General features: G+C 44.7%; 14 protein-coding genes and 1 pseudogene. 9 read left to right on the plus strand and 6 right to left on the minus strand.

Features of this window, described 5'->3' with window-relative positions; genetic code table 11:
- Positions 1–23: 23 nt before the first annotated feature.
- Entirely contained in the window at positions 24–1,625 is a 1,602-nt protein-coding gene (locus tag QUA90_RS10835; RefSeq protein ID WP_333445414.1) for an ammonium transporter, read from the plus strand.
- A gap of 304 nt (positions 1,626–1,929) precedes the next feature.
- On the opposite strand, the gene QUA90_RS10840 is transcribed toward QUA90_RS10835, so the two are convergent.
- Positions 1,930–2,532, minus strand: coding sequence for an IS607 family transposase (locus QUA90_RS10840; RefSeq protein WP_333445417.1), 603 nt, complete (start codon positions 2,530–2,532; stop codon positions 1,930–1,932).
- A gap of 335 nt (positions 2,533–2,867) precedes the next feature.
- On the opposite strand from QUA90_RS10840, the gene QUA90_RS10845 reads away from it, so the two are divergent.
- From QUA90_RS10845 to QUA90_RS10860, 4 genes are all read left to right on the plus strand, one after another.
- On the plus strand, positions 2,868–3,731 hold the full coding sequence (locus QUA90_RS10845) for an SGNH/GDSL hydrolase family protein (RefSeq protein WP_445300101.1): 864 nt from the start codon (positions 2,868–2,870) through the stop codon (positions 3,729–3,731).
- 466 nt (positions 3,732–4,197) lie between these two features.
- Entirely contained in the window at positions 4,198–5,625 is a 1,428-nt protein-coding gene (locus QUA90_RS10850; RefSeq protein ID WP_445300102.1) for an ammonium transporter, read from the plus strand.
- A gap of 238 nt (positions 5,626–5,863) precedes the next feature.
- Positions 5,864–7,072, plus strand: a complete 1,209-nt coding sequence (locus QUA90_RS10855) for a 4-hydroxy-3-methylbut-2-enyl diphosphate reductase (protein WP_333389101.1) — start codon at positions 5,864–5,866, stop codon at positions 7,070–7,072.
- A 777-nt stretch (positions 7,073–7,849) separates the two neighbouring features.
- Positions 7,850–8,023, plus strand: coding sequence for a CHASE3 domain-containing protein (locus tag QUA90_RS10860; RefSeq protein ID WP_333389102.1), 174 nt, complete (start codon positions 7,850–7,852; stop codon positions 8,021–8,023).
- Between the two features lie 433 nt (positions 8,024–8,456).
- On the opposite strand, the pseudogene QUA90_RS10870 reads toward QUA90_RS10860, so the two are convergent.
- Positions 8,457–9,518: pseudogene (locus QUA90_RS10870) on the minus strand (ISAs1 family transposase).
- A gap of 669 nt (positions 9,519–10,187) precedes the next feature.
- On the opposite strand from QUA90_RS10870, the gene QUA90_RS10875 reads away from it, so the two are divergent.
- A complete protein-coding gene (locus QUA90_RS10875; RefSeq protein WP_333445423.1) occupies positions 10,188–10,685 on the plus strand; it encodes a hypothetical protein in 498 nt (165 codons plus the stop codon).
- A gap of 66 nt (positions 10,686–10,751) precedes the next feature.
- Here the strand turns inward: QUA90_RS10875 and QUA90_RS10880 are convergent, their stop codons facing one another.
- From QUA90_RS10880 to QUA90_RS10890, 3 genes are all read right to left on the minus strand, one after another.
- Positions 10,752–11,117 carry a response regulator transcription factor gene (locus tag QUA90_RS10880; RefSeq protein WP_039886668.1) on the minus strand — a complete coding sequence of 122 codons (366 nt, stop codon included), beginning with the start codon at positions 11,115–11,117 and terminating at the stop codon, positions 10,752–10,754.
- Positions 11,118–11,439: 322 nt separating this feature from the next.
- Positions 11,440–13,776 carry a polysaccharide biosynthesis tyrosine autokinase gene (locus QUA90_RS10885; RefSeq protein ID WP_333445425.1) on the minus strand — a complete coding sequence of 779 codons (2,337 nt, stop codon included), beginning with the start codon at positions 13,774–13,776 and terminating at the stop codon, positions 11,440–11,442.
- Positions 13,777–13,911: 135 nt separating this feature from the next.
- Positions 13,912–15,330, minus strand: coding sequence for a polysaccharide biosynthesis/export family protein (locus QUA90_RS10890; protein ID WP_333445427.1), 1,419 nt, complete (start codon positions 15,328–15,330; stop codon positions 13,912–13,914).
- A gap of 259 nt (positions 15,331–15,589) precedes the next feature.
- Here QUA90_RS10890 and QUA90_RS10895 point away from each other — a divergent pair, with 259 nt between their 5' ends.
- From QUA90_RS10895 to QUA90_RS10905, 3 genes are all read left to right on the plus strand, one after another.
- Entirely contained in the window at positions 15,590–17,011 is a 1,422-nt protein-coding gene (locus QUA90_RS10895; RefSeq protein WP_333322761.1) for an O-antigen ligase family protein, read from the plus strand.
- 267 nt (positions 17,012–17,278) lie between these two features.
- Positions 17,279–18,616 carry a flippase gene (locus QUA90_RS10900; RefSeq protein WP_333322760.1) on the plus strand — a complete coding sequence of 446 codons (1,338 nt, stop codon included), beginning with the start codon at positions 17,279–17,281 and terminating at the stop codon, positions 18,614–18,616.
- 161 nt (positions 18,617–18,777) lie between these two features.
- On the plus strand, positions 18,778–19,809 hold the full coding sequence (locus QUA90_RS10905) for a hypothetical protein (protein ID WP_333445429.1): 1,032 nt from the start codon (positions 18,778–18,780) through the stop codon (positions 19,807–19,809).
- 39 nt (positions 19,810–19,848) lie between these two features.
- On the opposite strand, the gene QUA90_RS10910 is transcribed toward QUA90_RS10905, so the two are convergent.
- Positions 19,849–20,541 (minus strand): CatB-related O-acetyltransferase, encoded by a 693-nt coding sequence (locus QUA90_RS10910; protein ID WP_333445431.1) that lies wholly within the window; start codon positions 20,539–20,541, stop codon positions 19,849–19,851.
- Positions 20,542–20,557 lie beyond the last annotated feature (16 nt).

Below are 20,557 nucleotides of genomic sequence, written 5' to 3' on the forward strand. Positions count from 1 at the left end.
TAAAGAGGGTAAAAGTGATTAAAATGACTGTCGGAAAGAAAAAGTCGAAACAAGTCAGGCGGGAGACTTTAAATTTGCCAGCAGCAAACTTTTTGACAAAAGTTAACAGGTTGAAGAAATTACAAAGGGCGATCGCCCGCCTCACTCCAAGTTGGCAAGCCTGTATACCTTTAGCTGCAATCATCGTCTTGGTGTGGGGATATGCGGCGGTAGCCCAAACAGCTCCCGCACCAACCACCGAGGAACAATTAGCAAGCCTTAAGGTGGGCATGGATACCATGTGGGTCATGGTGGCGGCGATGCTAGTGTTCTTTATGAACGCGGGTTTCTGTATGTTGGAAACCGGTTTTTGCCGCCAAAAAAATGCCGTCAACGTGCTGTCCAAAAACTTGATTGTTTTTGCGCTTTCTACGATCGCATATTGGGCGATCGGCTTTGCCTTAATGTTCAGTGACGGCAACGGTTTTATCGGCACCAGCGGCGGATTTTTCCTGTGGAACGTAGCTGACAACAGCCCCGCCACAGGAGAGGCTTATCAAGGTATTTTCGACTCGCTTAACTGGACGGGAGTGCCTCTTAACGCTAAATTCTTTTTCCAATTAGTTTTTGCGGGAACTGCTGCGACGATCGTTTCTGGAGCCGTTGCAGAGCGAATTAAATTCCTTGAATTCTTAATTTTCAGCTTGCTGCTAGTAGGCATTGCTTACCCAATTACCGGACACTGGATTTGGGGCGGCGGCTGGCTAGCAGACGCAGGCTTCTACGATTTTGCCGGTTCGACAGTGATTCACTCGGTAGGCGGTTGGGCTGCTTTGATGGGAGCGGCATTTTTGGGGCCGCGGATCGGCAAGTACCGCGACGGCGATACTGTGGCGATGCCGGGACACAATATGAGCATTGCCACCCTGGGCTGTTTGATTCTGTGGTTGGGTTGGTTCGGGTTCAATCCCGGTTCGACAATGGCAGTCGATCCAAATGCGATCGCCCACATTGCGCTCACCACCAACACCGCCGGTGCCTTCGGGGGAGCTGCTGCAACCATTACTGCTTGGCTGTACCTGGGCAAACCCGACCTTTCGATGATTATCAACGGCATCCTTGCCGGCTTAGTCGGCGTAACAGCGAGCTGCGCTTGGATCAACGTGCCCAACTCTGCCATAATCGGTACGATCGCCGGTATCATGGTAGTCTTCGCAGTAACTTTCTTCGACAACTTGAAAATTGACGACCCTGTAGGCGCAACTTCAGTTCACTTAGTCTGCGGCATCTGGGGAACTCTGGCAGTTGGCTTATTTGCTGACGGGCCTACAACTGGACTTTATACCACAGGCCCCGCAGCCGGATTGCTTGTGGGCGGAGGTTTCGGTCAACTATGGGCGCAGTTGGTCGGCATTATCTCTGTGGGCGGGATGACCGTGCTGCTGACTACGATTTTTTGGATGGCACTCAAAGCTTTGCTGGGTATCCGCGTTTCTGCTTTAGAGGAGGCTGAAGGTTTGGATATCGGCGAACACGGGATGGAAGCTTACACCGGGTTTGTGAAGGAAACGAGCTTGGATAACAGAAGTGAGAGTAGCTACGGTGCTTATGGTGGGGGCTCTGGTGGGAGGCCTAACAAAATGTAGAGCGTGCGCTCGATCGACCAATTCAGCTTTCGTGTCCTAAATTAGCTATTTATCAGCTAATTCACCCCTTTATTCAGAAACACCCGAATCTGAAATACCCGCCAACTTATGGCTGTCTATCGTTGTGCTCGCGTTTCAATCTTCGATACGAACGCGGGCATATTTTTATTGTTAGTTTACGTTTAATGGCGTACATATAGCAGTTTTCGATTGCCTGAGATGTGCGCCATTAATTGGTAATTGATAATGGGGAAATGGGAATTGAGAATCTGTAAATCACGAGCGTTGAAAACTGGTGTATTGGTTAGAGTTGATCGCCAATTGCCTTAAGTTCTTCAACGAGGCGCTTGTTCTTGGCATTCCTCCTGCCATCAAGGCGGGCGGAGACAACAGTGATTATTTCTAGTATATCTTTAGCTAAATCCTCGTCACAGCTAGCATTTTCGGTTTGATTTATAATCACTACCTCTGTCCCAAAGTGTTCGCACAAATTAAAAATTAGTTCAGAACCAAGTCTCAGCAGTCTGTCTTTGTGAGTTAATACCAACCTTTCTACTTGATTGTCTGCGATCGCCCGAATTAGATGTTGTAAACCCCGCTTACTGTAGTTAACCCCAGAACCTACATCATCAATGATTTGGAATTGCCATCCCTGAGATGCACAAAACAATTCCAAAACTTGTTTTTGTCTGTCTAAATCATCTTTTTGGTTTTGACTGCTAACCCGAGCGTAAGCAATGGTTAAAGCTCCGTTGGGTTTTAAGCCGAGAAGATGAGCTAGGTCATAGCGTCTGTGACCATTAGCGGTGCGTTCGGGTATTAGCTTGCCCTCGGCTTCCCACCGGCGCAAGGTGGAAGCGCTCACACCTTTAATTTTGGCTGCTTCAGTTATAGTTAATTTTTTCATTTTTGGATTTTAGCATCATGACTGAGTAAGTTCGATCACTTTTAGATATATTTTTGTGCAGTGTGGCAGCTTTGACAAATCCAATTTATGTGCAGGAAAGTTTGGTAGGCAGATTTTTTATGGTAAAGTAGTGCGAAAAAGCAAAGTTCTGCATCGCCGTCGCGCCCAACACAGCACAGTGCTTGATTCTTACAAGAATTGAGGGTCTAATTTAGCGGTAAAATTTGATGCAGCAATCAGTGCAAATTATTCGGTGTGAAGCCTGCAAATAGCTTGAGTTTATGGAGAAGTTTGGAGGAGGTAGCAGAAGTAGAACTCATAAATCCCTCTTAGGGATGGAAGTTAGCCGATCGAAAACTGTTCCGGTTTGGGCTTTGCTATCTTTGGTGACGAACGGGGTACTGATACTTACAGTAGCTCAACTACTGCTGCGGGGAAACAACTTGACAGAAAGCTTCCAGGCGAATGATGCGGTGAGGGCAGAAGTGGCCCAGGAACAAATTGACCAACCGGCGATCTCTGCAAAGGCAGTGCTAGACGTGCCCGTTCCCGGACCGCGACATAAATGGACTTACCAGCAGTGGGTGACGCAGTTGGGTCGCGAAGCTGAGGCGGCGGCGGCGAATCGACCCTCCAGACTGAGTGTTTTGGCTGGGGATTCTCTAAGTATGTGGTTTCCGACCAAGCTGTTACCAGTCGATCGAATTTGGCTGAATCAAGGGATTTCGGGGGAGACTTCGGTGGGTTTGCTGAAGCGGTTGCAGTTGTTCGATCGCACAGCGCCGGATACAGTGTTTGTGATGATTGGGATTAACGATTTGTTGCGGGGAACCAGCGACGAAGGGATTTTGGACAACCAGCGGCAGATTATTCGCGATTTGCGGTGGGCTCACCCCAAAGCACAAGTTGTTGTGCAGTCGATTTTGCCCCACAGCGGGGAACAAGCTACTTGGGAAAATCGCGATCGGCTGTTGGCGATTCCTAACAGTCGGATTAGGTCAATAAATCGACGGCTGAAAGAAATTGCTAGTTCGGAAAATGTTTTGTATCTGGATTTGTACCCGCTGTTTGCGGATGCTGACGGCAATTTGCCAACTGAACTCAGCACAGATGGCCTGCACCTTAACGATCAAGGTTATCTCGTTTGGCGATCTGCCCTGCAACTGTTCGATCAGATGCAGTTGAAAAATGAGTCATGAGTCATGAGTTATTAGTAATTAGTCCTTAGTTAGAAAGATAAAGGATAAAGTAACATTCTCCCTAACTCTCCCCCTCTCCTCCTCCGACTCTCCCCAACTCAACACTCCCGCCCTCTCCTCAACTCCCCCTCTCCGATTACTCTGCGATCACTGGCTATGTCAAGTATCCACTGATAGATTAAGAAACATGATAGTTAGCTATTTAGTATAGGGTGATACAGAATAACTGTTGGTACAAATGGTGCAATCCAAAAGGCATAGACCATTAGATTGATAGTTGACGAATTTAGATGAGTCCGGCTATACGAAGTCGGGGGGTTGAGGATTGGGGAATTATCTATTGAAGATTTGTTCCGCTAAAACAGGGACTTAAAACCAAATAACTATTGCATCTAAAATCCTCACATCTAAAATCGGCTCGGTCTTCCCGGAAAATTGCTGAGTATGACAAGGTACAACTAACGTGATCAAAAAAAGTTTAACGATCGGCATCATTGCACTGTGGCTGTTAAGCGTACCGCTGACAGGCAATGCCTTAGCTCAAGATGCTGGTGCCGCTACTGCGGTGGCGCCGAATCCGATCAACACCGGCGATACGGCCTGGATGTTGGTCTCCTCAGCACTGGTATTACTGATGACACCGGGGTTGGCGTTTTTCTACGGGGGACTGGTGCGATCGCGCAACGTCCTCAACACCATGATGATGAGCTTAGTCATGATGGGAGTGATCGGCGTCACCTGGACGTTGTGGGGCTACAGTTTAGCCTTTGACGTTTCCACTCCAGCGTCCGAAGGCTTTGGTAAGGGGATCGAAAGCTTCATCGGCGGCTTCGACTGGATGTTCTTGAACAACGTCACGGCGGAAGCACCAGATCCGATCGGCTATGCACCGACAATACCCCACCAAGTCTTCATGGTTTACCAGATGATGTTCGCCATCATCACTCCAGCCTTGATTTCAGGGGCGATCGTCGAACGGGTAACATTTAAAACCTATTTCTGGTTCGTACTGCTGTGGTCTACCTTCATCTACTCTCCTTTAGCCCACTGGGTTTGGGGTAGAGGCTGGCTGCAGGCGATCGGATCTCTGGACTTTGCCGGCGGCACAGTGGTACACATTAGTTCCGGTGTTTCTGCGGTTGTCGCAGCTTGGATGATCGGGCCCCGCAAAGACCACTTGAACAAGCCCCACACCCCTCACAACGTACCCTACGTCTTGCTGGGAATTGGGATGCTGTGGTTCGGCTGGTTTGGCTTCAACGGCGGTAGCGCTTTGGGAGCTGGTTCTTTAGCAACAGTGGCTTTTGTCACCACCATGATTTCTGCAGCAGCCGGCGGTTTAACTTGGACAATTGTGGAATGGGTGCTTAGAGGCAAACCGACAGCAGTGGGAATTGCTAGCGGTTTCCTCGCGGGATTGGTGGGCATCACACCTGCGGCTGGATTCGTACTTCCAGTGGGGGCGCTTTTGATCGGATCGATCACTTCGGTTTGCTGCTTCTTTGCCGTTAGTTTCCGGGCTAAGCTGGGATTTGACGACTCTTTGGATACCTTCCCGATTCACGGCGTCGGCGGAACTATAGGCGCGATTCTGACTGGCGTGTTTGCGACTAAAGCGGTTAATGCTGCCGGCAATGACGGGCTGTTTGCGGGGAATCCGGGGCTAATCGTGACCCAGTTTATAGGCGTTGTAGTTACTTACGTGTTTGCGGCTGTGGGCACTTTTGTGATCCTGAAAATTTTGGGGCAGTTTATGGAACTGCGAGTGCCGTCATCTGCTGAAGACCAAGGTTTGGATATCGGCGAGCACGGGGAAGAAGCTTACGGTGAGGATTTTGCCGGCGGTTTCAGTTCGTTTGAATCGAGTTCTCCTTTTTCGCCGAAGAAGGTTTGAAGCTGATTTTGTGAATAAGTTCGATCGTGCAGAGACTCAGCTATCTGGGTCTCTCGGCTTTTTTTAAGTTTTTTTTTAACGAACCGCGAAGGCGCGTTCCTTCTTTCTTGGCTCTCAATTCAATGTGTCGATCGTATAAATAGCATATCCCCTCTTCGCTACTGAGCCAATAATCGCGATCGCACCCCCGGCATTCTAAAATCAAAGGTAATTAACCTAGATTTCTACTCGATACCGCATGGATACTAAAGCTTTTAAACGATCGCTCCAACAGTCGGAAAACTACCACCGCAAGGGTTTCGGACACGAAGCTGAGGTAGCTGGGGTGATGCAGACGGCTTATCAAAGCAGTCTGATCCAGCAAATTCGTGACAATAATTACAGACTGGAACGCGGCGCAGTTACGATCCGGCTGGCTCAGGCTTTTGGGTTTTGCTGGGGGGTGGAACGCGCTGTAGCTATTGCTTACGAGACTCGCCAGCATTTCCCTTCGGAACGGATTTGGATTACTAATGAGATTATTCATAATCCGTCTGTCAATCAGCATTTGCGGGATATGGAAGTTGGTTTTATTGCTGTTGAAAAAGGGCAGAAAGATTTTTCTGTTGTCGATAGTGGCGATGTGGTAATTTTACCTGCTTTTGGAGCCAGTGTCCAAGAAATGCAGTTGCTTAATGATAAGGGCTGCAAGATTGTTGATACTACTTGTCCTTGGGTTTCTAAGGTTTGGAATACTGTTGAAAAGCACAAAAAAAAGGATTACACTTCGATTATTCACGGTCAGTATAAGCATGAGGAAACTGTAGCGACGAGTTCTTTTGCTGATAAGTATTTGATTGTCCTGAATTGGCAAGAAGCTGAATATGTCAGCAATTATATCTTGCAGGGGGGCGATCGCGCTGAGTTTCTTGCTAAATTTAGCAAGGCTTATTCTGCTGGTTTTGACCCAGATGTGGATTTGGAAAGCGTTGGTATTGCTAACCAAACTACTATGCTCAAAACTGAGACGGAGAATATTGGCAAGTTGTTTGAAAAAACGATGATGCGGAAGTTCGGGCCGGAGAATTTGAGCGAGCATTTTCTGAGTTTTAATACTATCTGCGATGCGACTCAGGAACGGCAAGATGCTATGTTGAGTTTGGTTGAGGAAAAGCTGGATTTGATGCTGGTGATTGGGGGTTTTAATTCTTCTAATACTACGCATTTGCAGGAAATTGCGATCGACAAAACTGTTCCTTCTTATCACATTGATTGTGCGGAGCGCATTTTACCGGGAAATCGGATCGAACACAAGCCTTTGGGGGGAGATTTGATCGTAACTGAAGGTTGGCTACCGGATGGTAAAATTGTAGTCGGCGTGACTTCGGGTGCTTCTACGCCGGATAAGGTTGTTGAAGATGCGATCAATCGCATTTTCGCGATGAAAGCAGTGGCGGCGATGGTCTAATTATATTATTTTGGCACTGCACTCGGAAGCATATTTTTCTCAGTGCAGGGCCAGTCTCTCTTTGCGAGTGCGATCGAGCGTCTCGCTCGCAAAAAGATATCATTCCGATGTTAAACTAATTTCAACCCCTTAATTCTCCCCAATTACCCGCTCGCTCGCATTTCTGATTTCTGATACTATTCACCCGCGTCATCCCCTCTGTGAATTTCTCCCTGCCTCCAAAAGATTATTTTTTAAATAAAATATTTAAAATTCGCCTTTTTTTGAGGGTAAAAAGCTTGACTTCGCTATTTTGATAATGTATTATTTAATAATGGGAATACTGGCAAGATTTAAATTTGTGTCACCACTACCATTATCTAAATGATACACCAAAAATCAACTTGAGTCAATAGGTAAAAACTCTTTTCTTTGCGCCGCAATTTGAAACTGCCCAAGGAACACGAACGATACAAAAATCGATGCAAAAAAAGGCGAATTAAGCTTTGTAGGCTATCCTAGATTGTCTGGTGTCTGCGTGCATCACGAAACGCAAGAGAGCGATTTATGCCATCTCCGACTTAAGGGGGATGCGAGTAGGAGCGAGGCTAAACTAGAAATAAGATCTATCGCACATTTGAGCCTAAAATTTATAGGCTTTAGTCGCCGTCTCTGACCGCGCCAAAAATTCGGGTAGTCTTAATCCAGCTAAAATAAAAGAAAAAGCAGGACTCGCGTGCCGAGTATTTCCTGAAACAATCGCTGACTCGCCAAATCACCGCAGGTATCGGAATGGCCGTGGCGCTGCTAATTTTAAATGCGGCAACTTTCTACCGCAATACTCTTAAGTTAGTCGAAAACGAACGGTGGGTGAGCCACACTCACAAAGTTTTAACCGAACTCGAAACCACGCTTTCCACCTTAAAAAATGCTGAAACCGGACAGCGCGGTTATTTAGTGACAGGAAAATAAAGTTATTTAAACCGTATCACAGCGCGATCGCCCGCATCAACCAACAAGTAGTTGGATTTCAGCAGCTAACCGCCGACAACAACCGGCAGGAACAGCCCATTCGCGACTTGAAAATTGCGATCGACTCTAAATTAGCCGAACTTGAAGCAGGGGGAACGCATCTTATTGAACACTGTTTATCAGTGGTGAGTATATTTTGAGATAAATTCACCATTCTTAGAACCTACAGACACGCTTTGTAATGACTTTAGTAAGAAAACAGTAACTGATTAATGGTGGTTTTTACGTTTCTGCTAATTTTGAGAGAATAAAAATATTACAACCACTGTTTACAAGTTGTATAATAGTTAGTAATGAGTGGGAGAGAGAGAATTTAGTTAACTGCAACAGCGAGGATTTTAGTCAAATAGTCATCATCCCACCCGGCTCCAAGTCACTTATTTTTTGCTCTAGTTTTTGAAATTTTTTCTTGATTCAAAAGATTGAGTGAGATGTGTTTAATAATAGCAAAGTTTTGCGGAGCATTATCTTTTCTTCTCCGACAATCATCTTCACGGGAACCCACATCTAATACCAATGTAAATAATTTTTAATTCCCCAATGGCGGCGGACTGATTCACCCCGTTTTTGAGCATTATTTGGTAAACTATTAATGTAATAACGAGCTTCAATAGTTGTTTTTCCTTCACAATTATCACGGATTATATCAAGCCTATACTGTGAAGTTTGTCCCATTGATTGTCGGGTCAATCAGCTCTTTGATGTCACTTAACATGGTTGTAATGTCGGATGTCTGAGCGACCCTGGTTACTCTCTTTATTCGTCGAACAATCTGTATGTGTACATCCCAAAAATCCTTGTCTAATTGATTCTTTAAACAACTCTTCTACTCTGGCATACAGGGAGAGTTGGTTCTTTTTTAAGGTGATTACATAATCTCCTTCTTGTTCGACAATTGACTTCACAATTGACCTTTGACAGCCCATAGCATCAATAGTGACAATGCTTTCATTTAATTCTAATATTTTGAGTAAAGCCGGAATAGCTGTGATTTCATTAGACTTTTTATCAACCTTAACTTGTCCTAAAACTAATCTTTGACTGGTCGCCCCAGCTCTGAGCATATGAATTGCTTTTTTATCTCCTCCCCGATCGTAAGAATGGCGAAGAGTTTTGCCATCAATTGCGATTACTTCTCCTGGATTGAAGCAACTAATACATTAAATCTAACTCAAAAAATATTTCTGAAATTGCTCCGGTTTTAGGCGAAACAATCCTCGCGCAATTGTGTCATGTGAAGGTATGCCATTCGGCGATTCTAAAATTTTATTTAACCATTCGTATTTAGGTCGCCCGTAACTTCAATATCCACCCATGTATCAGCACTACAAATCACGGCACAAATTGACAGGGTGATAATATCAATTAATTGATGATGTTTCATTCGCTCAATTCTTGGATATTCTAACTCGGCAAAATGGTCGGCGATGGTGATTTTAGGTTTGAGTTCCCTACAGGTAAACCCTAATTAAATGTTTTGTAGTTACTCAATAATTCTTCTCCAATATATAGCCTTTCTCCGTAACATGAGGTGCTCATAGGGCATAGAGCATAGGGCATAGGACTCGCCCCCATACCTCGCTTTCTTGAGAACCGCTATACCAGATTCTGTTAACATGAAATTTAGATGCGTTCGCCCTGTTTATGGCCTCGCCTCTTAAATGAAGGATAATTAATTAATAATTAAATGGGGGCGCAAAATCAAAAATAATGGCAATGCTTGTATCACAGTTTAAATGTGCAACAGCTTAACAACTTAAAAAAATCTCTTAATCATTGGAAATTGGAAAGTGGAAAGTGGTAAATTGGAATTGGGAATTGTGCTTGTAGTGACGACTTTAATCCTCATAAAACTCGCTCGTACTTGCCTTCCTCACTACCAATCTATAATGCTGATACCGTACACGATCCTGATTAACCCGACTGGATATCGACGGAAATCGATAAATTGAGAAATATAAAAATTTGTATTTTTCAAACTCTTCCACTTCTGCTTGTGGGGCTTTGCTTCTAGCTCGCCTAAAATATGCAATTTCTATGCCGATTAGGTGATTGGTTTGTGTTAATATGCTAAAATATCCAACAACCACGCGGTAATAATTAGGTGGACAAACTTCAGACTGATATAGAGGCAATCTACTCTCAAATTGAGGAATTGCGCCTGGAACGCCAGCAGCTTAGTATTGCCGATGTTGTCCCAGCAGGTGATTCGCCCCAAGCGATCGCCGATGCTTATCGGCGTCACGCAAGGGAAAAAGCACAAGTGTCGGCAGAAGTCAAGGGGATAGATGACGCGATCGCGGCTCTGTCTGCTCAACTGAGTCAGAAACAGCAGCAGTCGGTAAAGTTGCAAAGAATCACTCCGATGGAGGAGCAAGTTGAAGAAGGAAGAGTGCTTGCTCAGGGACACGCGGAACGGATTAATGAACTGGCGGCGGAACTGGCGGCGGAAGTGAAGGGACTCAAAGCTATCGCCGACCAAATTAGTCCCAGCTACTGGCAGGTTTATTACAAGCCTTTTATTACTGGTTTTAAAAGTATTTCTGTTCCATACGTGCGATCGGACGGGGATGTTTGGACTATTGTCAATCGAGTAGTTTAGAGAGGCTGCGGGAGCAGAAATAATCAGCGCTGAAGACAATTTTTTTCCTGTCCCTATTCCTCCACCTCAACCTCGCAGCAGTTGCTTAATGGTGCCGACCAATTCTTGAGGGTGAAATGGCTTGGCGATGTAAGCGTCTGCTCCTTGTTTCATTCCCCAATAGCGATCGAACTCTTCGCTTTTGCTCGAACACATTACCACCGGCAAATTTTGGGTTTTAGGGTCGCTTTTGAGCCGACGACAGACTTCGTAGCCGTTCATCCGGGGCATCACGATATCCAGAACGACTAAATCTGGGCGGTTAGCCTTGATTTGCTCTAGAGCTTCTACGCCATCACTCGCTACGGTGACGTTGAGTCCTCTACCTTTGAGCAAGTCGGCGATCATCTCCCGCAGAGTGACGCTATCATCAACAACCATAACTGTACTCATAGAATAATCCCTACCAAGTTTCTGGGTTGAAACGTTCTCATTAACGTTTACACTAACGTTCACCTTCAAAGGTGTCTTTTCCTGATTGAGATTGCGCTCTGCTAAATGTAGTTTACCCACTTTTGCTGATTTCTCAATCATTTTCTGAGTAATTACCGCCAAATTTAAAGATCCGCGCAATCTCGGTTGACACACGAGGCTATGTCCGTTAGTCTATCATTTTCTTTCTCAAATGGTACTATTATCAAAAAATCAGGGTATAGCTTGGTTGTGCGTTTGCCGTTGAGGACGGCGGCGCTCGGCCGCCTGCATCAACATTTGTCTAATTAGGATTTTTCGTACCAAAAGCGGATAGTTTTTGGTCGTAGACCGTCTCTAAAACGACCGGGCGCTGGCGGTAGCTGTGACCGGTGTTTTTGCAGCCATTAGCAACGATTCCCAAAACGGAAGCTCCAGAAATTTTTAATTCTTCTAAAACTTTGCGAACTTGCGATCGGTCGGTTTGCCCAATTTGGACGACCATAATCGTAGCGTCTGTGTGAGCTGCGATCAAGTGGGTGTCTGCTAAGCCTGCTAGTGGCGGGGTGTCATAAATTACTAAGTCAAAAAATGCTTGAAATTGCTCCATCAGATACTGCATTTTTTTGGAAGAAAGAAGCTTGATCGGATCGGGGGGAATTTGGCCTGCAGTGAGTACAAACAAATTTTCTTGGTTCGGGGCTCGTTGAATCGCGTCATTGAGGCTGAGATCTGTGGAGATGGCATCGCCTAGGCCACGCACGTTTGACAGTCCTAATTTAGCGTGCAGTTGCGGGCAGCGCAAATCTGCATCTACTAACAATACTCGCTGTCCGACTGCTGCTGCTGTGGCTGCAAGGTGCAAAGCTATTGTAGATTTGCCGTCTCCGGCTACGGCTGAACCAACTAAGAGCGATCGAATTGCCCTGCCTGCACTCAGCAAGTGAATGTTCGTGTATAACGATCGAAATGCTTCTAAAAATTGATAGTCCAAGTCGCTCAAAATACTTGGTCCCCCGCTCATCGGACCAGTATGTCTAGCTTCGCCCGGTTCGACTACTTCCACTTTCGAGTTCGATCGAGCCGATGTTAGTTTCCTCTGTCTGGCTGGCGGCCTGCGCTTGACTTTTTTGGTAAACGGAATCACCCCGAGTATTGGCAATCTTGTGGCGATTCTCAGTGATTCTGGAGTGTGGAACACAGTATTTAGTACCTCTACCAGCAAGCCGACTGCTATGCCCAGGAGAGTGCTTAAAATTACTGCCAGCGCTAACTGTTTTCTGGTTTGTTTGACGGTAGCTGTTATAGGCTGGCCGAATTTGTCTAGCGGAATTTGCGGAGGATTTATCAGCACCCAGGGGATTTGCTGCTGAGCTGCATCGATCCGCAACGCTTCTCGTTTTGCCAAGAAGTCCGAAAAACTTTTAGTAACTACTTGCAGTTCCCGCTGTAAATTGTCGTATTGTCGGGTTGTGACTGAAAAATTTCTAATTTTTTGGTTGAGAGCATTTTGCAAAGCGGTCATTTCGCGATCGCGCGCTTCAACTTCTTTGATTTGGGTCTCTAAATTTCCCATCACCACTTTTCTTGCTTGTTGAGTGGCGGTTAAAATCAGTTCTTCCCGACTTTTTCGCAACGCTAAAACTGGCAAACTGTCTTCTCTATACTGAGCTAATTTTAATGACAATTCCGAGTCAATTCTCTGAATTTGACCTAAGAGTCCGGCGTAAGCTTGTCCTTGGGTCATCAGCAGCCCCTGGGGATTATTTTCGTTGAGTAGTTTTTCATAGCTTTGATAGAGGTTTCGCATCCCTTTTAGCTGAACTCTAATTTCTACTTGCTTACCTCGAATGCTTTGAACTTGTTCAGAGAGAGATTTTCCCTCCATCTGAGGTTCAAACAAGTTGCTCTGCTGTCGCAGTCTTTGGACTTGCAGTTGCAGAACTTCCACTCTTTCTCGGAGCTTGGGCATCTCCGTATCTATAAACTTAATACCTTGATTAATGCCCATCAGCCGTTGCTGCAAGCTGTAATCTAGATAAGCTTTAGAAATTTTATCCAATACGCGGTAAATCTTTTTTTGATCTGAATCTTTGTAGCGAACTTGTAAAATTTTTGTGCCTTGCTGTTTGCCATCTTTCGTGTAGCTGATACGCTGGATTGACATTTTTGATATCAATTCGCTATAGTTCATTTTGGGATACGAAGCCCGCAATTCCTCAATCACTGGCTGCATCATTTTGGGACTTCGCAAAATCCTAATTTGGGTTTCGTAGTCTAGTAGGCTAATTCCTTCTATATTAATTCTTGCTAAGTCTGCAGATTGGGTGTTGTTTAATTGTTTGGATTGCAAACCTTCAGCCGTGGCTGGTTCTACTAACAGGGAAAAGGAGCCTTCATACTCGATCGTAATCTGTTTAGACGTGAGGACGATCGCTGTTCCTGCCAGGGCGCTCAAAGCAATGGTGGCTGCTGCCATGACCAGGAAGCGACGGCGCACGACCCCTAACAACCAGGACAAGTCTAGCTTTTCTTCTTCTCTCTCCTCTACGAAGTGAGATCTGTAGTTCTGAGCTGATAACTCCGGCAGTTTGCCATTCGATTTGGGTTTGAAGGGTTGATAATCTTGTCTGCTATCCATATTCAGCCTGGGTATTTTTGAGGTTGATATTTTTGAGGTTGATATTTTTGAAGCGGCCAGGTCGCGGCTGGGTAATCTTATTGTTTCGTTTATTCTAGCCTTTGCCAGGAATTATCCACCTCACCCGCCGCCTTCTTACCTGAATAAAAATCGGAGAACGTTTATAAAATTTAACACTCCCGTAGCTGGCCCGACAGGTCCGATTACAGCGTTCATGCGATCGACAAAATTGACGAGACCCCTGCGAGATACGATAATCATGTCGTTGTTGCGAAGTTGAGGATTGGTTTCTTCGTTAATTCCTTGAGTCAAATTGACTTCGATCGTCCGTTTAGTAGCTGTACCATCGTTATTGAGGCGGACTAGCTCAACTTTATCCCTTCTAGCTCTGGTATTCTCGTAGCCAAAAAATCCTCTGGAAATTAAAGCTTGATTCAGGGTGGCATTAGCTGGGAGCCTCACGGGATCGAGGGATGTTCTGAGTTCTCCTACTACATAAACGTTAATGCCGACAGGGGCAAAGTTAGTGGTCGCCAGTACGCCAGCTTCTGCAGGGTTGACGATCGTAGCTTTGGGCACGATGATCGTGTCTCCCTGCTGGAGGATTGTATCTTGGGCACCGTCGCCGGACTCTAAAAACTGCCACAGGTTGACTGGGATAATTTGTTCGCCGCTTCTGGTGACGCGCCGCACTTGGATTTGCCGGATGTCCGCATCGGAGGTGATGCCACCGGCTAGCTGAATCGCCCGGATGACGGTGGGGAAACCTTCGCGGCTGAGGTCGTTTGTGGTGTTGCCACCGATCACGACGTAAGCCCCAGGGCGGGTGACTTGACCCACGATGGAGATTGATCGAGGTTTTTCTGGGGGTGGCGAAAAGTTTGCCGTCGCAAATTGACGAGCTTCTGCTTGGTTAAAGTTGGCGACTGTGGGGATCACGATTGTGTCTCTGTCTTGCAAAATGATGTCTTGAGAGATGTCTCCTTCTTGCAAGAATTTCCACAGGTTGACGTTGAGGACTTGATCCGGGCCGTCTCGTTGGGGACGGCGGACGCGGATGTTGCGGATGTCGGCGACACCCGTGACGCCTTCTGCTAGTCTGATCGCTTGGGTGACGGTGGGGTACTGCACACTCGGCGAGGCTCCCGGGCCAGGAGTTAGGGTAATGATGAAGTTTCCGGGCCTGGTGACTTCTCCGATGACGCCGACGTTGAGGGGGCGGGCGGCGACGAGGCTGACTGTGACTATGGGGTCTTTGAGGACGCGCCGGTAGGCGTTCCGGATGATGTTGGTGGCTTCTACTAAGGTGCGGCCGCGGACGGAGACCAAGCCGATTAGGGGCAGGTTGACTGAACCGTCGGAAAGGACTTCGTAGCCGCGGCTGAGTTCGGGTACTTCGAGTATTTCTACTTGGATGCGATCGCCGCCGCCGAGTTTATAGCTTTCCGGCGATCTCGTAACGGGCGCAACGTTCTGGGCTTGCTGTGCGCCTAGCGGGATGGGAAGTTGTGCCGGGGTGCTTCTAGCATCAGCGAGGACACTGGAAGCAAACAAGACAACACCCACAACCGACCGGGCTATCTGTCTTGGAAAATGGGTGTTAACCATACACCACCTAATTTTATTGACTATGATTTATATAAGTGTAGCCTTTTTAGTGCTGGGCAAAAAGCTCATTATTTTAAGCGATCGCCGAAAAAACGATGCTGTATTTGTGCTTTATGCCTAATTTCTGTGTTAGCGTGGTTCCGGGTTGACGGCTATATTTTATATCTAGATAATTTGGTCTTTTTTCGGATAAAGGAAAGCAATTATGACTGAACCAGTGTCTCTACCAAATATGCTGAAAGAGCTGATTTTAGGTAGTTCTTCATTGACATGGATGCTACTTGCTATAGTCGCGGTAGCCACTATACTATTATTTCAATTTGCTAGCTATAAAAAAATAGGTTTGGCTTTAGAAAAAAGCTTTGCTGGTCTTTATATTTTTATCTCTCCCTTTCTGATACAACCTCCTTTTAATTACTTGCATTTTGTCAACTTGAAAGATCCAGAAGGTGGCATATTAAAACTCATACCTTATTTTTTTTACCCCTGGGTAGTATTTATTTTAATTTCAAGAATTAAAAAATTTAGTAGCAATTTTATAGAAATTTTTGCCAAAGTATTGACAATGAATCCTTTTTTCTTACTTTATATATTACTTCCATTACTGTCTACATTATGGTCTCTAGTTCCTGAAGCAACGCTAAGAGCAGGCCTAGCTTTTTCAGGATTTACTGCTTTCGGGTTTTACATTGCAGCCCAATATAAATGGGAGGATTTATCTCGTTTCTGGCGGTGGGGATACACGGCAATAGGTTTGGCAAGTTTTGTAATAGAACCCCCTGGAGCAGGCGATTTTGTCGGCTTAACCCAATCTAAAAATTCTTTGGGGGGAGTCTTAGCTCTCTGTACGGCATTTTGGTATTTGCATTATTTTCAAGGAGCTAAAACTCAGAAAGAGCGCTGGATTTCTTTGGGAATGATGTTCTTTTCCTTTTACCTAGTAAGGGCTAATAAATCGGGCTCGGCTCTAGTGATTACTATCATATTAATAATGGCAGTGTCGTCACTAAATTTTCTAAAAAAATTAAGTTTTCAGTGGGCATTTACTGCGATTATATGTTTCCTGGTGGTCAGCATAATTATGACTGTTTTTGTAGTAGACAACCTAGAGGATATTATTGTAGGTGGGTTAGGCAAGGACTTGACTCTAACTGGGCGGACAGAATTCTGGCCACAGTTAATCGCTGCGGTCAATCAGCGTCCCTGGTTTGGCTACGGATACGATGGATTTTTTCAACAAGATAAGTTAGGAGCGGGTACTCCTGCTTATTTTATTTATACTCCAAATGGATTTCAACCGAAAAATCCTCACAATGGCGCCATCGGGATCTTGTTAGCCTTCGGTTGGCCGGGATTAATTTTAATGATGACTTCCTTGGTACTCAATTTAGCTTACGCAGTTCGGTATTTGAGTCGTAGCACCCTGGAAGAAGCGGGAATGCCTATTTGTTTTCTAGTGTCTATTATTATAAGCAACATCACAGAAGGTTATATTATAGAGATAGCAAATCCTTGGCTGAGTTACGCAATGTTGACGGTTCGACTTGCGATAGATAATGCTAACAATAGTTCTAACAGTAGCACCAGTAACCCTCAAAGGCGTTCTTTAGCTCACACTGTCCATTGAAGTAACCATTGGGCGGATCGTGGGTCAAGTAGGGGAACATCTCATATTTGTAAAAACACTTCTTCTGATTCCTTCCTTCTTCCTCTTTCCTTCTGCCTCCTACCTCCTGCCTTCTGCCTCCAAACTCCAATTTCTAGGTTGGCTGCTTTCATGGAGACGCTCCCTCAAGTTGTGGTATGTTGTTATAGGATCAACCAGTCTAATTTTGCAAGATTGCCGACCCTGCCAGAACCGCGTTTGTGTTTTGTAAAGATTTAAAATATTCTGATGCTAGATAAGTTAACTGCGGTCAGTCAAAGGCTCGGCCCTAGTCTGCGCCAGGTACTCAGCAACATAGCTTGGCTGTTCACTGACCAAATCTTGCAGATGGGTCTAGGCCTGTTTGTAGGCCTTTGGGTGGCTCGCTATCTTGGTCCGACACAATTTGGATTGCTCAACTACGCGATCGCCTTTGTATCGCTGTTTAGTTCAGTGGCAACGATGGGGTTGGGTACTCTGGTAGTGAGGAATATCGCTCGCGACCCAGAATGCAAAAATGAGACTCTGGGAACAGCCTTCGGACTGCAATTTACTGGTGGCTGCATCACTTTGTTGTTCACTGTCACCGTGATTGCGCTACTCAAGCCCAACGACACTCTGACTCGGTGGCTGGTAGGTATCATCGCAGCAGGAACTATCTTTAATGCTTTTGAGGCTATCAATTTTTGGTTTCAGTCCCAAATCCAGTCAAAATATACAGTGTTGGCTAAAAATTCGGTATGTTTTTTAGTTGCTGCTGTCAGAATTGGGTTAGTGACAATTAAAGCCCCCCTGCTTGCCTTCGCCTGGGTTCGATTGGGAGAGGTGGCATTGGTAGGAATCGCTTATGTATATTTTTATAAGCTTACGGGGAATAAAATTAAGGATTGGCATTTTAGTTGGGAACGGTGTAAAGAACTGCTATCGGAGAGTTGGCCGATAATTTTGTCGGGATTGGCAGTTTATGTGTACTCAAAAACCGATCAGATAATGCTCGGCGCCCTGAATCAAAATGCTCAACTGGGCTATTATGCTGCGGCTGTTAAAATTTCGGAAATCTGCGATTTTTTGCCGATGATCATATCAAGCTCTATTTTTCCCAAATTAGCGAATTTGAGAAAGACAAATTATGAAGAATATCTAAATAAATTTCAAATTTACTCGGATATTATGATATTTTTATGGTTGGGGGTGGCCATACCGATATCATTACTTTCTCCCTGGATAGTGCATCTGCTTTACGGTGAAAAATATGCGAAGTCAGCAGCGGTACTGGCTCTCTACGTTTGGGCGCAATTTGGCAGTAACTTTGGAGTAGCACGGAGCACATATTTGAACATAGAAGGTCAGTTGCGCTACGGCCTTTACTTAACTGTAGTTGGATCTATTTTCAATGTAGCGTTGAACTTTTTACTGATTCCTAAGTATGGAGCTTTTGGAGCAACTGCAGCTACTCTTATAACTTATTTTTACGTGATTATATTAGTCAATTTCTTGATTAAGGAATTACGCCCCTTCGGAAATTTCATCTGGCGATCCCTTAACTTATACAAGGCAGCTTGTAGAATCAGAGGATTAATAAAGTGATTCAAATTAAACCTAAAATCGAACAGCGATCGAATTGCCCCTATTGTGGAACAGAACTTCATCCCAAAAATGTTCTGTGGCACGGTATCCACATTGTTCTAGACTCTAAGTGCGAGGGATGCGGCAGCGAGATAATCGACGATTTGAGAGTAGGTCATGGAGTGAAAAACTACATCCAAGTTAATTTAATAAAAGGAGAAGTTTTTGCAGCCGATACTTACAAAAAGGAATGGTTAGGCAAACCATTACTCTATTCACTCCAAAATCCTCAACCGGAACAACTTGAGATTGTAAAAGAAATTTTTAAACCCTGCAATCGGGTAATTATCTTAAACTGTATCGATCATCTTTATGGTCACTCCCTGCTCAAGTTGCTAAATGCACAAAGGCACTTAGAATGCAATTCTGACTACGGGTTAGTTGTGATAGTTCCTAAGTTCTTAAGGTGGATGGTTCCCGATGAAGTTGCAGAAATCTGGACAGTACCTATGTCTTTAAAAAATGGTCAGAATTACTATCCCAGTTTCGCCGAGTTTGTTGAAGAAGAAACTAAACGCTTTGATGAAATTTATGTCAGCGAAGCCCATTCTCATCCCAGTCAGTTCGACATCACGCGCTTTACTAGAGTTCCCAAACATAACTTTGAGAACCAAGAAATTAAAATTACTTTTATTTGGCGCGAAGATCGTTTATTAGTTAACCGTTTGCTGTTTCGAGTGCTTAGAAAAATAGATCAACAAGCAATGTCACTGCGATTGCAAAATTTAAAAATTCAGCAGTTATTTGAGAAGATCAGGTTGCAAGTACCAGAAGCACAATTCGCAGTGGCTGGCCTGGGGACAAAAACTAAGTTTCCAGAATGGATTAAAGATTACAGGGTGGATAGTTTTAATGAAAAAATTGAAAAGGAGATTTGCCACCTTTATTCAGAGAGCCGCTTAATAATTGGTCTTCACGGCTCCAATATGTTGTTACCGTCTGGTCATGCTGGTATGACAATTGATTTGATAGATGAGCGGTGGGGAAACTTTGCCCAAGATATTTTATACCAAGAAAGCGACCCGAGAATGGCTACTTTTCGCTATAGATTTTTGCCGTATCAGACTAGCAATGATACACTGGCATTCATAGCGGCTGTAATGCTTCTCAAGTGGTCTAAGTTTAAATCCCAGATGACTGCTGATTTTATATAACCTCCGGCTACTTAGACATAATACCGAATTGGCTAGCATTCAACTATTTTCCGTATTATAAATATGGATGAAGTTGTCAATGTTGTGAAAGTCTTTGACATTTTTTCTCAACCATTGTTCATCCTTGTCCCACCACTTAAACTTCAGCAGAAAATCAATCTTTTGTTCATCAAACCTATAGCGAATAAGTTTGGCGGGAATTCCTCCACAGATAGCATAAGGTGGCACATCTTTGGTGACAACGGCTCCGGCTGCGATGATGGCTCCATCACCAATAGTTACACCATCTACAACAATAACATTTGAGCCAATCCAAACATCATTACCTATATGGACAGTTTTTTCCTCTTCTTCAAAATATTTTTTGTCTACAAAGGTTGTCCCTACTAGCATCTTGGGCGAATAAAATATCGGATGGCTTGAAACAAAATTTCCTACAGGATGTACGCCTAAGCGAATGATGCAGTTTGGCCCGATAGAACAAAAATTGCCGACAACACCATTGAAAATTCGCGTATTATCGCGCACATAAGTGTAAGAACCAATGACAGAATCTTTTATGGCTACGCGACTAGACACACTAACATTGTGACTGATAGTTGAATTGGTAACCAAAGCCATATAGTCTTGATAAAAATTATCATATTTAAACTTGTTCTTCCACCAATTGACTAAAAATCGCAGATATTCAGTGATCGGATTTTTGAGTAGAGAACTGAGAAGTGTTGACATTTTAGACATCGTTACT

The sequence above is a fragment of the Microcoleus sp. D3_18_C4 genome (assembly GCF_036702355.1).
Lineage (GTDB): Bacteria > Cyanobacteriota > Cyanobacteriia > Cyanobacteriales > Microcoleaceae > Microcoleus.